The sequence below is a fragment of the Dasania sp. GY-MA-18 genome (genome assembly GCF_024734385.1).
Classification (GTDB): Bacteria; Pseudomonadota; Gammaproteobacteria; order Pseudomonadales; family Dasaniaceae; genus Dasania; species Dasania phycosphaerae.
The window spans coordinates 207,544-221,662 of sequence record NZ_JANHAP010000001.1; the positions used below are offsets into that span (position 1 = coordinate 207,544).

Here is a 14,119-nt window from a genome sequence, read left to right on the forward strand (position 1 = left end):
AGCAGGGACAACTATAGAGTTCAGTTCCCCATATGGGTAGGTGATGAGCTAAACAATGAAGCCCGAGATATGCATAGAGCCATTACTTCTCTTACGGAAGAGCTGGAGACAGTAGACTGGTATAAGCAGCGAGTAGACGCCTGTAAAGACAAGGAACTGTAAGCCATGCTGGCCCACAATCGCGACGAAGAAAAGATCCGCACTTTGATAAAGAGCTAAAAGATTAGCTCTTTATCAACCAAGCTATTGCGCATACCTAAGCGATCTAAAAGCGCTAAAAATAACTTGCAGTAACGCCAACCCAAGGTCGACGCTGCTGCAAAAAAACACCTAAATAAACTATAAAGGCGCAGGGACTTGGGTGCGACGCTCAAAGTTCACAAAAGGCAGCGAACAAATACTCACCGCAACTTTCTCACCATTAATACGCACAAAGCCCTCGGCAACTTCAGCATAGGCGCTACGCAGTGAAGACAAACCCAGCCAGTGTTTGGCGCTAAACGACCAAGATACTGAGGGCAGTGTACCTATTTGTAAATCTTCGCCATTAATGGTGGCGAACAACTCGGCGCCATCTTCTAACTCGCACTCATCCTTGATAATAAAACCTTTCATTTTAAAACGTGAGCCCTGCGCTTTTTCTTTTAATAACGCCGCTTTGCCTACAAAGTCATCCTCTCTATCCCAGCCTACGTTCCAGCCCATGGCCAACTCTAGCGGGCTGCGCTCAAACTCTGGGTCTTCAAAGGTTTGCAAGGTATCCCAGCCGGGCACTACCAAGCCGCCTTCCATGCGACACAGTTGTATGGCGGTAAGGCCATAGCCCGCAATTTTAATATCCACGGCTTTTTCGGCCTCAATAAAAGCCTGCTCTATCGTTTTTGCCAAGTCTGGCTTAAACCAAATCTCGTAACCCAGGTCAGCGGTAAAGCCCACTCGGCTAACCATGACATTGCCACCCTTGAGGTCATAATTAATCACCTCAAAAGGCTTCATATTTTCTATACCCTCAAAACCAAAGCTCTTTAACACCGCACAGGATTTTGGGCCCTGCACGGCAAAACCCGCTAGCGATGGGGTCTCTTCAGTGATTTGTATGTCGCCACCGACCTTTTCTTTGCAATTGGCAAAGTGCACATCGTGATCGACTTCGGCCACCATCAATAGGTAATCATCTTCGGCTAATTTATACAGCAGGGCATCGTCATTAAGCATGCCATCCTCGTTGCACCAGATCGCATAAGTGGCGCGGGGTACAGGTAACGCGCTCATTTTGCGGGTAAACACATAGTCCATAAAGGCACCGGCATTGGCTCCGCGTATGCGGTATTTTTTTACCGGCGTGGCATCAAACAAGGCACAGCCATTGCGTACGGCATTGTACTCTTGCTCTTCATCACCATAGACGTTGGGTAAACAGTAGCCGTGCCAGCTAAAATAATCCTCATCCTCTACCGCATTAGCCATATAAGTATCAAAATCAGCCTGCTCGTAGCGCGATACAAAATCATAGAAAAGACTTTTTTTAGCCGTAACACTCATGCGGTAACTCCCTTATTTATTTTATTTGGCATGGTAAAGCTGAACTTGCTCGACCACTTCAGTATTGAACAAGCGTACATTAAGAACAAACAGGCTACACACAGACGATGACGCTGTCAGCTATAAACTTCTAGCACCGCTGGCAAGGCTAACTGAAAGTCGCATAACAACGGCCAGCAAATATAAAAAAATTCTGCTATATCAATAATTTAACAAGCCAATCCGACATTGTTGCCTGAAAAAGACACTGCGTTAACCCTGAGAACGAATAACTATTCCCTCCCAATGACATTTTAGGGTTATGGATTGGACTAACGCCGTCAGCCATGGGCTAGAATCCCCCAAATGTAGCTATCTGCTAGGAAAAGCAGGCAAAGCTGCAAAAATCCGCTATACTCTTTGCGCTTTATGATATTGATTATCAACGCTTTTTTAACCATAACAATAATGAACAAAGCGAGCAGCCACCCTTTAGCCCTATTAGCCTATCCAGTTAGTAGTTAAGTTGTAGCTAAGCGTTCACTGCCAAATCATGACGACGTAAACCCCATGCCTAACTTTCATACATGCATCGCCATGCTCTGCGGCCTAGTTTTACAGGCTAACGCCATGGCCGAGACCGTACGCATTTTTAACTGGGAAGAGTACCTCGCTCCCGATGTGATAGCCGCTTTTGAGCGTGAAAGTGGCCATAAGCTGGAGCAGTTTTACCTAGATAACGAAGAGCAGCGCGACGCTCTAATCCTGAGCGGCCGCGGTGCTAATTTTGACTTAGTGATTATCGATAGCCAGTCACTAAAAACCGAAGGCAAAAAAGCCTATTTTGCCACCCTGCCCATGGCCCAAATCCCCAATAGCCAGCACCTATCCCCGGCGTTGCAACAAGCCTGCGGTAATAAAGGCCTAGCCTATTCCTGGGGCACCATAGGAGTGGCCTATAGAGCCTCAGCCAATCCTCAGGGCATTGACTCTTGGGCCAGCGTATTTGCAATTGAGCCAGCCAACCAATACAAAACGGTTATGCTCTCAGACTCTGTGGATAGCACTGCACTCAGCCTAATTGCCTTGGGGCTGCCCCCTTATAGCGTCGATAAGAATCACTTAAAACAAGCCTACGCACTATTGCAGCAACAAAAGGCCTATTTGCATTCCTATGGCTATGGCCTTAGCTATGTTATTGATAAGCAAGCGGCTAGCGACATCACCATGGCCGTCACTTACTCAGGTGATATTAAACATTTTATTAGCGCCAGCGGCCAACAGGACTGGCGCTACAGCATTCCTAAAGAAGGCACCATTATTTGGACCGACTGCCTAGCCATCCCCCATCGCACTGGTGCTATTAAAAAGGCTACTCTGGCTTTTTTAAATTTTATTAACCGCCCGGATATCGCCCTGTTAAATGCCCAAACTTCAGGGCTGGCCACACCCAACCTCGGTGCATTAGCATTAGCTGATGATAGTTATAGTAAAGATGACGAGCTATTTCCCAGCCCGCAAGTGTTAGCAAATAGCCACTACGCGCAAAGTCTCCCCAATGAGCAATTAAAATTGCGCAGTCGTATGCTACAAAAGTTAAACCAAAGCGAATAAACCTATAATGAAATTAACACAACGTATCAATGTTATTTTGCTACCGGTTATTGCCGGTGTATTTGTTGTTACCAGTTGGATACTCAATTCCACCATGGAAGATCAAACACGCCTAGTGTATGAAGAACAGCTAGAACAAACTGTTAACAACAGCCTATACCGCATCAATTACGAAACTAATTTAGCCGATTCTATTTTTTCACAGATTGTGAACAGCCATGAATATGCCAATTACATAGCCGACCCCTCTGTGCACGTGCTATACGACGCGCTAGACATTTTACTCAACCGCCAACGAGAGCAAGTGCGCAGCTTTATGCCTGGTTTGGTCAGCATACAGATATTAAATTCCCAGGGCGGCATTTTATTTTCGGCAGATGACCGAGAATTATTTACCGAAGCCAGCCTGCCGCCCATACCCAGCCAGCACCAACACTGGCTAAACCCAACGCAAGGCATAGCAGCCACTCAGGAATCCTTCTTATTTGAAACTGCAAACGGCGAGATACATCTAGGCAGGCTACATACCTTTAACTCAGAATTTTTATCCACCGCTACCCGCAGGTATAAAGACGACAATAAAACCATTTATTTTTTAATCGTCATTAATATGGATTTTTTGCGCCTAGGCACCCCCAACTTACAAAAAGAGTTTGAAGGCCACTACAGTATAGATTTACGAATCAACAATAATAGCCATCAGCAAAACGTAAGCCCCAGCATTGCCTTAGGTAAAAACAAAAAGTTTATGTCTGTAACTTTTACCCACCCATTATTTCTTCGCGAAGTAAAAATATCAGAGCAATTTATCAGCCAACAACTGCAAGAGCAAAAAAGCAAACAATGGTTTTTAACCATAGCGCTAATATTGTTCTCTTATTCAACCTTGCTCTCTTTAATACACCGGCAAATTATTAACCCGGTATTAAAGCTCACTAACCAAGTACGCAGTGGCAAAAGCATGAACAGCCACTTGCAAGCGGGTAATGATGAAGTTTCTGAACTACATAACAGTTATACCAAGTTATTAGAAGAAGTAGAAAAGCTGGCGCAATTCGACCCACTAACCAACCTGGCCAACAGAGCCAGTTTTAAGAGTGCCTTTGCCAGAGTCTTAACCCGCTCACTCTATCAAAATGAGCCTTTGGCCATACTGTATATAGACTTAGACAACTTCAAACAGGTTAACGATCATTACGGCCACGATGTGGGCGACCAACTGCTGGTTGAGTTTAGCTCACGCCTGCTTGACTCCATACGCAGCACCGATGCTTGCTCGCGTGTACCACAAGACGATGCCGTAGCCCGTTTAGCGGGTGACGAATTTGCCATAGTACTGGCTGACGCCAACCCCGACACCGCCGCTTTAGTAGCACAACGTATTTTAGACCTATTTAAAGGCGGCTTTACTGTAGGCCAGCAAAAACACAATGTAAAAGCCAGTATAGGTATAGCCATAGCCCCCAATGATGGCGAGGACGTTTCTGACCTTATGCTGCATGCCGATGCCGCCATGTACCAAGCAAAATCAGCCGGTAGAAATTGCTACCAATTTTTTACTCAAAAAATTGCTGATGCCATGAAAGAAAAGCTGGATATACAAGACCAAATAGCCAAAGCTTTAGAAAACCAAGAGTTTTATTTAATGTTTATGCCTATATACAGCAGCCAAACATTAGCTATAGAAAGCTTGGAAGTACTACTGCGTTCTACCAACCCCCTACTCAACAAAGTGGGGCCTGAGAAATTTATTCCAGTTGCTGAATCCACCGGGCTGATTAAAAAAATTGACTTATGGGTTGTTGAGCAGGCCCTTAAAAAACTCCATGAATTCAATCAAACCATTAATTATCAAAACACCTTTAGCATTAATATGTCATCGGTGGAGCTGCATAACAAAGAGTTCCCACTAAAAGTTGGCGAGCTCATTCAAAAATATCACATTAACCCTAAGCAACTGGATTTAGAGGTTACTGAAACATCACTTACCACCTACGACAAAAACAGTATACAAGTACTCAATGAACTTAAAGCGCTGGGTTTGAGTTTATCCCTAGATGATTTTGGCACCGGTTACACCGCCTTTAATCAATTAATACATTACCCTGTTGATCATTTGAAAATTGACCGAAGTTTTGTTGCTGCGCTCAATACCGAAGATGAGAAAAATCACTCTATGCTGGAAATCATTATTAGCATGTCTAGCATCTACGGTTTAAAAACCGTTGCCGAAGGGGTAGAAACACAGCAGCAGTTAGATTATTTAATAGAGCTGGGTTGTGACTACCTGCAGGGTTATTATCTTAGCAAACCCTTAATCGAAGCCGATTTGCTGCAACTGTTAGCATCACAAAGCAAGCAGCTTAGTTAATATTTTTAAATCACCGATAGCATTACAGTTTTACACAAGGTTATAGCATGAAACGATTTGGTCCCGGTTTATTGGTTATGGCAGCCTTTGTAGGCCCAGGCACCGTCACCACCGCCAGTAAAGCCGGTGCCCACTATGGCTATACCTTAATGTGGGCGCTGTTATTTTCGATTATCGCCACCTTGGTGTTACAAGAAATGTCATCAAGGCTGGGCTTAGTCTCTAGGAAGAACCTTGCGCAGGCACTGCGCAGCAGTTTTAACCTGCCTTTTTTTAATATTGCCGCCAGTATTATGGTGGTATTAGCCATAGGCTTTGGCAACGCCGCCTATGAGTCGGGCAATATAGCCGGTGCCGCTATGGGTTTGGCAGCCATTTCACCTTTACCGAATAACGTCTGGGCGTTGGTGGTGGGGCTCAGTGCTTTTTCATTATTGGCTATAGGCAAATATGCCTTAATAGAAAAAGGCCTGATGTTGTTAGTGCTAATCATGAGCATTGTATTTATAGCCACCGCCGTGATGGTACAGCCTGATTTCAGCAGCCTATGGCGCGGCCTTAGCCAGCCCAGCATGCCCACGGGCTCTACACTCACAGTAATCGCATTAATAGGCACCACGGTAGTGCCTTATAATTTATTTTTACACTCCAGCACTGTGCAAGAGAAATGGCCAGCCGATATGGATGTAGCCTGCGCCTTAAAAGAGTCGCGCCAGGACAATGCCTATGCCATAGGTTTGGGTGGTTTAATTACTATCGCTATAGTCACTACTGCAGCCTCGGCCTTTTATGGCAGTGATAGCCAATTTTCCGCCAGCACAATTTCACAGCAATTAGAGCCGCTACTAGGCAGCTACGCTAAATATTTTTTTGCTATAGGTTTGTTAGCCGCGGGCTTAACCAGCGCCATAGCTTCACCATTAGCTGCGGCCTATGCTGTTAGTGGTGCCATGGGCTGGCCGGTAGAATTAAATAATAAACGCTTCAAGTGCATCTGGGCCTTGGTGTTACTCTCTGGTACTGTTGCCGCAGCTCTAGGTACCAGCCCCATTAGTGCCATTATTTTTGCCCAAGCCGCTAATGGCTTTTTGCTGCCTGTAGTGGCGGTGTTTTTGCTGATAGTCATGAATCAAAAGAATTTACTAGGCAAGTATACCAATAGCCCGCTGGCCAATATTTTAGGCGCTATAGTAGTGCTAACGGTATCGGGCTTGGGTTTATTTAAACTCGCTACTGCTTTTAATATTGTTTAGCCGCCGTTTGCTTACAGCTTAACACCACTAAACTTTACCAAACTGCTGCACCATCAACGCCATATCGTGGGCCAGGCTGCTCACCTGCTGGCTGGCGCTATCGGTTTCTTGAGCATGGCTATGGGTTTCATTGGCTAAGGTCATAATATTTGCCATATTGCGATTAATCTCTTCACTCACCATGCTCTGCTGCTCTGAGGCGGCAGCCACTTGATAGTTCATATCGCTGATTTGGCTGACCCCTGCACTAATACCCTCAAAGGCCCCGCCTACGGATTCGATTTGCTGCACACTCTTATAGGCTAGCTGTTTACCGTTATCCATGGCTACTACCGCCTCTACTGCAGTTTGCTGTATGCGCTTAATCATTTGCTGTATTTCATCGGTAGAGTTTTGCGTGTTGCTGGCCAAGTTACGTACCTCATCTGCCACCACCGCAAAACCTCGGCCTTGCTCGCCCGCGCGGGCTGCTTCTATAGCGGCATTAAGGGCTAGCAAATTGGTTTCGCTGGCGATATTACTAATCACATCCACCACCGAGCCTATTTTTTCACTGTCGGCCTTTAAGGCCTCTATAACTTGAGTAGCCTGCTCTACTGATTGCGCAAGGCTGTCGATATCACTAATGGCAGCGGCTACTAACTTTTCACCTTGCTGAGTTTGCGCCAGCACCTGTTGCGAGGCCTGCGAGGTAGTCTCGGCATGGTGGGCAACTTCACTGACGGTAGCCGTCATCTCATGCATGGCGGTGGCGACTAGCTCTATCTCCTGTTGCTGCCTATCTACCCCAGCAGAGGTTTTTTTGACTACCGCCCGCGCAGCATCACTCACGGCTAACAAGCCTTGTGAGGCATGGCTAACCCGGCCCAAGATGGTGCGGTTTTGCGCGCACTGAGCTTTAATCACTAAATCTAACTGCCCTAACTCATCTGCTCGGCCACTGTATACCGCTTGGCTTAAAGCATTACTGAAAATACTTTTGGAGCCTGTAGCCATAGTGATTAATGGCTGCACCAAGCATAGGCTCACCCCCAGTGCTAGCCCTAGAGTTAACAGCGCCAGCCCTACGCTGCCCCCCACGCTGGCAGCCAGCAAGCTGGGGCTGGCCACGAATACAGCAGCCAAGCCGGCCTTGAGGCGAAACGATAAATTTTGCGGCTTAAGCAAGCGCAGCCACGAGTGTTTACGGTTAGCCAAATCTTTATATAGTTTTTTAGCTCTGGCTATCACTGCGGGGTCGGCTTTAACCCGTACCGATTGATAACCACTGACCTTGCCCTGCTGGTATATAGGGGTGACATAGGCATCGACATAGTAATGGTCGCCATTTTTACAGCGATTTTTCACTAAGCCCATCCACGGCTGATCGCCCGCTATTACTGCCCATAAGTCTTTAAAGGCCGCCTGCGGCATATCGGGGTGGCGCACAATATTATGGGCCTGCCCTAGAAGCTCCTGCTCACTAAAACCCGATACCCGAACAAAGTCTTCATTGACACTGCTAATCACCCCCTTAGTGTTGGTGGTGGAGATCAATACGTCATGCTCTTGTAGAACAACTTCATGATCGCTGATAGGCAGATTACTTCTCATAATTGGCAAACGCTCTGATTTTTAGTAAGTGCTTATTTTTATTGATTTTATTAACAGTTACATCCGTATATTTACCTAACTAAGTGGCAGCCATAAATATGCATTGATCTGTATCAAGGCTATGCTTTATAAAAGCCCAGCGCTGCGCATACGACCGCCTACTTTTTAAACAACTTTTTAGCTTGCTAACAAAAGCACTGGCATCGCTTTTTTAAGGTAAGCACTAACAAAGCTTGTTATTATCGGCGGCTAACGCCTAAAGACCTCACTACTGAAATAAAAAGAGAGAATGCATGACTAGCTCCCGTGAACAATTTGGCTCCCGTTTAGGGTTTATTTTGGCCGCTGCCGGCTCTGCCGTGGGCATAGGCAATTTAGTGGGGTTTCCCGTGGCTGCGACTAAAAACGGCGGCGGTGCCTTTTTATTAATCTATGCACTGTTTGTTGCATTTATCTGCCTACCGGTAATGGTGGCTGAACTTAGCCTGGGCAGAAACACCCAAAAAGACCCCATAGGCGCCTATCGCAAACAAGCGGGCAACCGCTCGCTGTGGCAAATCGCTGGGCTGCTCTCCTTTTTCACCCCTTTTATGATTGCCGTGTTTTATATGGTGATAACGGTATGGATTTTTGGTTACTTTGTAGAAATTATTAGCGGTAACTTAGATGCATTAGCCCAGGCCAATACCTTTGGCCAATTTATCAATCATAAAAAGATTTTTATTTATTTGCTGGTAGTGGCTGGCCTACTTAACGTTATTTTATTAAGCGGGGTCAAAAATGGCATAGAGCGGGCAGCTAAAATTATGATGCCCGCCTTATTTATTATGCTCATAGGCTTGGTGGCTTTTGTGTTAACTCTGGATAATGCTTGGGCGGGTGTCAGTTATTACTTAATCCCTGACTTTAGCAAGATCAACGCACAAGTTATTAACGGCGCATTATCGCAAGCTTTTTTCTCGCTATCACTGGGTATGGGGATTTTAATTACCTACGGTTCCTATGTTAATCAAAAAGAAAGCATTACCAGCAGCGCCAAGCTTATTGCCCTTACCGATACCGCGGTAGCCTTTTGTGCTGGTTTATTAGTCTTACCCGCTATTTTTGCCCTACACCCCAACACCGACACATCGCAATTGAGCAACTCCTCGGTAGCAATGATTTTTTCTTTCCTGCCGCAAATATTTTTAGAGCTGCAAACATTAATTGGCTATACCGGTGCCAGCGCTGTGGCAGCTATATTTTTTCTATTAGTCTTTTTTGCCGCCATCACCTCTATGGTGTCGATTACCGAAGTGCCTAACTCCAGCCTAATTGATAGCCTGCACCTGCCACGTAAAAAAGCCCTAATACGCTTGAATAGCGCCATGGCCTTATTCACCATAGCCTGCGCCGTTTCCTTTGGCATGGTGGGCTGGCTTACTGATTTTGTGAGCTATGCAGGCGCTAGCAAATCTTTTTTTGATGTTGTCGTCGACGTGTTTTATGACACCATTTTGCCGCTAAATGGCTTATTGGTATGCCTATTTGTGCGCTACCGCTGGAAGCGAGGTTTTAACGCTGAAGTCGAAAAAGGCGATAACAACTTTAAAGGCTCATTAACTGAGCGCTATATTAACTTTTCGCTAGCCACGTTTATTCCCTTAATCCTACTCATTATTTTTGCCAACACCGTAGCGCAAAAATTCTTTGGCGCCGCACTACTCGGTTAAATAACAATAATTTATTGCCACACATTCAGGAACACACTATGAGTACAGTTCGAGGTCAGTTTTCATCGCGCTTTGGCTTTATTATGGCCGCTGCGGGCTCTGCGGTTGGCTTAGGTAACGTGTGGGGTTTTCCCACCCAAACCGCCAGTAATGGTGGCGCAGCATTTGTATTGGTGTGTTTGCTACTAGCCTTTTTACTGGCCTACCCGGCATTGATGGCTGAACTTATCATCGGCCGCCACGCCCGTGCCAATGTAGTCACCGCGCTGGGCTCACTCAGCACTAAGCCCTTACTACGGTTTATCGGTCAAGGCGTAGGTTATTACGGGGTATTAATTGCCAGTTTAATTCTGAGTTTTTACACCATAGTCGCCGGTTGGATGCTCTCCCACCTGGGGCAGGCCATCAGTAATATTGTGGGCCTAGAAGCCATTGCCCAATGGCTGGTTACTGACTCTATAGCACGCAATCTCAGCAGCAGCGTGATTTTTGCTGGCTTAACCATGAGCATTATTGCCTGCGGCATAGAAGGCGGTATAGAAAAATGGTCCAGACGACTCATGCCCTTGCTAATGATTTTATTGGTTTTGCTAATACTTTATGTTTTCACCCTGCCGGGTGCAATGCAGGGGTTAAAGGTTTATTTACTACCCGACCTCAGCCAAGTACTCAACCCCGATTTATTAATTAGCGCCTTAGGGCAGGCCTTTTTTTCACTGTCATTAGGTGTAGGCACGATGCTGATTTACGGTTCCTATGTGGATAAAAATGAAAACCTGCCGCAGTTAGGTGCCATTGTTACCTGTGTAGACTTAGCCATTGCTTTTACGGCAGGCCTGCTAATCATCCCGGCTGTTTATGTGGCGCAGCATAATGGCACAGTGATTTTTAATGAGGCCGGTGATTTAATTGCCGGGCCGGGCTTAATTTTTCAAATACTACCCTCGCTGTTTAGCTCTATGGGCAGCGCCGGCTTGCTAGTGGCTACCGCTTTTTTTGCCTTAATGAGCATAGCTGCGGTTACCTCCTCCATCTCTATGCTAGAGGTGCCGGTGTCTACAGCGGTTGAAAAAACCTCACTTAGCCGCTTAGCCTCAACCCTGATTATGGGTGGCATTTGTTTAGCGATTAGCTCAGTGATTATTTTTAATTTTGACCCGCTGTTTGGTTTTGTAGTCGATCTCACCACTAAATACAGCGAGCCTTTAGTGGGCATAATGTTTTGTGTGTTTGCTGGCTGGGTAATGCATCGCAACGCGCTATTACAGGAGCTAAAACAAGGCAATAGCAATATTGAAAACAGTTTGTTTTGGAAAATATGGCCTTGGTATGTGAGAGTGGTATGCCCGCTACTAATTCTGGCAACTTTTGCACAAAGCCTAAGCTAATCTATCGCTCAAAATAAGCGGCAGCTATAAACTATTTAAATCGTATAGCTTTAATCGTTTTTGCCAAAAAAATTGATCGGACAAATCCATAATTGCCCGGTCAACATCGTCCATTACATGTTGATAGTGATGAGTAAGTAATAGATATCGTCTATAGGTATACAGTGGTTTTTTTGACATATATAACGACGGAACATAGCCTTTAGCCCTGGCTATATACAAGGCACTAGAGCGCACGATAAAAATCGCATCAACTTTACCACTTAATAAATTTTCAATATTTTCTTCATCGCTACTGGCATCAACACGTTTTATTTTTTCGCTGCCTAGCAATGGCACAGCAGCTGAATAATTGTGTCCAGCCCTAGCCCCTACCGTTTTTCCCAGCAGAGACTCTTGGCCTTCATATTTAAACGAACTGCTGCGTAGGCTTACTACCACATCGGAATCTAAAAAAGTCGCCTGCGTCCAAGAAAAGTTTAAGCCCTGTACATCAAACCACTTGGGGTTGGCCCACATCAATATGGTGGGCTTATCCTCAGCTAGACGCTGATTCAATGCCACCCTGTCAATAAACTGATACTCAATAGTGTATTTTTCACCGACTGCCAGCTGCATGGCTTTAACAAAGTCATAGTTAAGACCGCTAGCAGAGTCACTGTTAATAATAAAAGGGGGGGCATTGTGATAGGAATAAAAGATCAGTGTTTCCGGACTGGCATAGCAGCAGCTAGCCCAAACAAGCAAGATCACAGCGCTCATCCATAAACGACTTAATGCCTTCAACTCAACAAACTCCTGATAGCAAACACTAGTCCCTATAGTGTAGACGCCGTCAGAAACTGGGCAATGCTATTTAGCTATAAAAACACACTGTATTTAATTAATAGCCCGCCGCAGCTTAGGCACAGCGTTTTTCTAAATATTCAACAATGGCTTTAGACTCGTATAGCCACTGGGTTGAGCCGTTTTCAACTATTTTTAAGCAGGGTACTTTTACCCGACCACCACCCTCTAACAACTCGGCTTTGTGCTCAGGCTGTTGGGCATTGATAGTGGCCACAGGCATGTTTAAGCGGCGCAGGGCGCGGCGAACCTTTACACAAAAAGGGCAGGCATAAAATTGATACAGGGTTAAATCTTCAGCCAACTGGTTAATATGGGCCTGCTGTGCAGGGGGGCGTTTAGCCTTGCGTGGGCTAGTGATAAAACTGATGGCAACGATGCTATAACCCAATACTAAACGTAATACTTTTAACAAAACCACTTACCTCTATAACTAACATCTTTAACGTAATGATCTCTATGATCTTTATGGTCTATGGCGGCGCAGGCCTTAATCAACTAGCGCACTTTCTTTTTACTATATTGCTGATACCACAACACAAAACCCGACAGAGATAAAAACAGCAGCAATAGCGCCGCCGCATCCACTATCCATACTCCGGCATTACCAAACAGGCGACCGCTGTGTAAATCTAATAACACCCGTTCCCAAGATAAGCCCTGACCTCTGTAGGCACGAATAATGGCCTGCTCTATTGTTAGAGGTAAGTTAGCCTCAGCATTTACCAGGGGCTGGATTGCATCCACAGGTGTAAAAATAAATTGTTCCGCATCCATCACAAAACTGCGCTGAGCGGTGGCCAAGCATAACTGCTGTTCACATAAGCCAAATTTGACTATAGGCACCGGTAAGCCGTATACCGCACTGAGGCTATCTATCACTTCGCCTTGGGGGCTGAGCATTATCACTTGCTGTTGGCAGGCTAGCCAGTAATAGCCTTGGTGCGCAACAGCCGCAATTAACGATTGCTGGCATGTGCCTATAAGTTGCTCGTTAAAGTACAACTGTGATTTATCATCACCGCTAAACCAAACATCATTAACGGCAAAAGAGCTTAACTTGGGAGTTTGTATACCGTAATAGCCCAATAAGCGCTCGTTGCTCACCGCGGTTTTACCCAAAGAGAGTTCTGAGGTGTGATTCAGCATTAAGCCGGTCACAGTAACCAACACTACGACTATTAGCGCCGCCAAGCCCGCCCGGCGATGCCAACGCCACAGCCAGGGCCTGAGGGTCTTATACTGTAGCAGTGTTAGCTTCATGGGTTATAGGCTTAGGGGCTGTTGTTTATGGGCTGATAAAACGGTGTGCGTTGATGTAAAAAAAGAGCGAGTGTAGCGATTTTTTTCAATGCACGCACGGATAATGTGGCACCGGTGATGCCATCTATGGACTTATCCAACTGTGGCTGCGATTGCTGAGCCAAGGCCACTTGCTGAAACTGGCGAGTAAAAAAGGGATAACGCACCTCACCGCCACGGCTTTCTCTGTATTCTAAAATGCTGAGGTCGAAGATTTTCCCCGCCTCTACCACCACGCCGACGGTGATGGGTAGCTCTTTGCCTATTTCTTCCAATACCCAGCCGGTGCGCTGCTTATCGCCCCAATAGCGCAGCCGCAAGGTGCTAAAGCGCCGTCCTAAAATAGCTTCTATTTCGGCGCGCAGGGTTTTATCCACCCACAGGGTTTGCCATGGGGCATCATTAGCAAAAAAACGCGACTGATACTCAGCCACGCTGATAAATTGTCCTTTTTGCGCCCAGCTAGCGCCGCTCATCAACAGTAGCAAGACGGCAATAAATGCTTTCATAAAAACTCAA

At 45.8% G+C, this 14,119-nt stretch carries 12 protein-coding genes; 6 read left to right on the forward strand and 6 right to left on the reverse strand.

Going from position 1 to position 14,119, the window contains the following annotated elements; genetic code table 11:
• Positions 1–30: 30 nt before the first annotated feature.
• Positions 31–162 carry a hypothetical protein gene (locus NO559_RS17015; RefSeq protein WP_375542731.1) on the forward strand — a complete coding sequence of 44 codons (132 nt, stop codon included), beginning with the start codon at positions 31–33 and terminating at the stop codon, positions 160–162.
• 177 nt (positions 163–339) lie between these two features.
• On the opposite strand, the gene NO559_RS00945 is transcribed toward NO559_RS17015, so the two are convergent.
• The gene (locus NO559_RS00945) at positions 340–1,542 is read right to left on the reverse strand and encodes an aminomethyltransferase family protein (protein WP_258329887.1); all 1,203 of its coding nucleotides are present in this window, start codon (positions 1,540–1,542) and stop codon (positions 340–342) included.
• Positions 1,543–2,091: 549 nt separating this feature from the next.
• Here NO559_RS00945 and NO559_RS00950 point away from each other — a divergent pair.
• From NO559_RS00950 to NO559_RS00960, 3 genes are read left to right on the forward strand one after another with little or no spacing between them, the layout of a single operon-like run.
• The gene (locus NO559_RS00950) at positions 2,092–3,135 is read left to right on the forward strand and encodes a spermidine/putrescine ABC transporter substrate-binding protein (RefSeq protein WP_258329888.1); all 1,044 of its coding nucleotides are present in this window, start codon (positions 2,092–2,094) and stop codon (positions 3,133–3,135) included.
• Positions 3,136–3,142: 7 nt separating this feature from the next.
• Positions 3,143–5,506, forward strand: coding sequence for a bifunctional diguanylate cyclase/phosphodiesterase (locus NO559_RS00955; protein ID WP_258329889.1), 2,364 nt, complete (start codon positions 3,143–3,145; stop codon positions 5,504–5,506).
• A 47-nt stretch (positions 5,507–5,553) separates the two neighbouring features.
• Positions 5,554–6,759: an Nramp family divalent metal transporter gene (locus NO559_RS00960; RefSeq protein WP_258329890.1), complete on the forward strand. Its 1,206-nt coding sequence runs from the start codon at positions 5,554–5,556 to the stop codon at positions 6,757–6,759.
• Positions 6,760–6,786: 27 nt separating this feature from the next.
• Here the strand turns inward: NO559_RS00960 and NO559_RS00965 are convergent, their stop codons facing one another.
• On the reverse strand, positions 6,787–8,352 hold the full coding sequence (locus tag NO559_RS00965; protein WP_258329891.1) for a PAS domain-containing methyl-accepting chemotaxis protein: 1,566 nt from the start codon (positions 8,350–8,352) through the stop codon (positions 6,787–6,789).
• Positions 8,353–8,645: 293 nt separating this feature from the next.
• Between NO559_RS00965 and NO559_RS00970 the strand changes: the two genes are divergently transcribed.
• Both NO559_RS00970 and NO559_RS00975 read left to right on the forward strand, forming a co-directional pair.
• Positions 8,646–10,064 (forward strand): sodium-dependent transporter, encoded by a 1,419-nt coding sequence (locus NO559_RS00970; RefSeq protein ID WP_258329892.1) that lies wholly within the window; start codon positions 8,646–8,648, stop codon positions 10,062–10,064.
• A gap of 38 nt (positions 10,065–10,102) precedes the next feature.
• Positions 10,103–11,452 (forward strand): sodium-dependent transporter, encoded by a 1,350-nt coding sequence (locus NO559_RS00975; protein ID WP_258329893.1) that lies wholly within the window; start codon positions 10,103–10,105, stop codon positions 11,450–11,452.
• Positions 11,453–11,476: 24 nt separating this feature from the next.
• On the opposite strand, the gene NO559_RS00980 is transcribed toward NO559_RS00975, so the two are convergent.
• The 4 genes from NO559_RS00980 to NO559_RS00995 all read right to left on the reverse strand — a co-directional run bounded on the left by NO559_RS00980 (position 11,477) and on the right by NO559_RS00995 (position 14,109).
• Entirely contained in the window at positions 11,477–12,238 is a 762-nt protein-coding gene (locus tag NO559_RS00980) for an ABC transporter substrate-binding protein (protein ID WP_258329894.1), read from the reverse strand.
• Positions 12,239–12,353: 115 nt separating this feature from the next.
• Positions 12,354–12,719: a glutathione S-transferase N-terminal domain-containing protein gene (locus NO559_RS00985; RefSeq protein ID WP_258329895.1), complete on the reverse strand. Its 366-nt coding sequence runs from the start codon at positions 12,717–12,719 to the stop codon at positions 12,354–12,356.
• A gap of 77 nt (positions 12,720–12,796) precedes the next feature.
• Positions 12,797–13,561 carry a PepSY-associated TM helix domain-containing protein gene (locus tag NO559_RS00990; protein ID WP_258329896.1) on the reverse strand — a complete coding sequence of 255 codons (765 nt, stop codon included), beginning with the start codon at positions 13,559–13,561 and terminating at the stop codon, positions 12,797–12,799.
• Positions 13,562–13,572: 11 nt separating this feature from the next.
• Positions 13,573–14,109 carry an FMN-binding protein gene (locus NO559_RS00995; protein WP_258329897.1) on the reverse strand — a complete coding sequence of 179 codons (537 nt, stop codon included), beginning with the start codon at positions 14,107–14,109 and terminating at the stop codon, positions 13,573–13,575.
• Positions 14,110–14,119 lie beyond the last annotated feature (10 nt).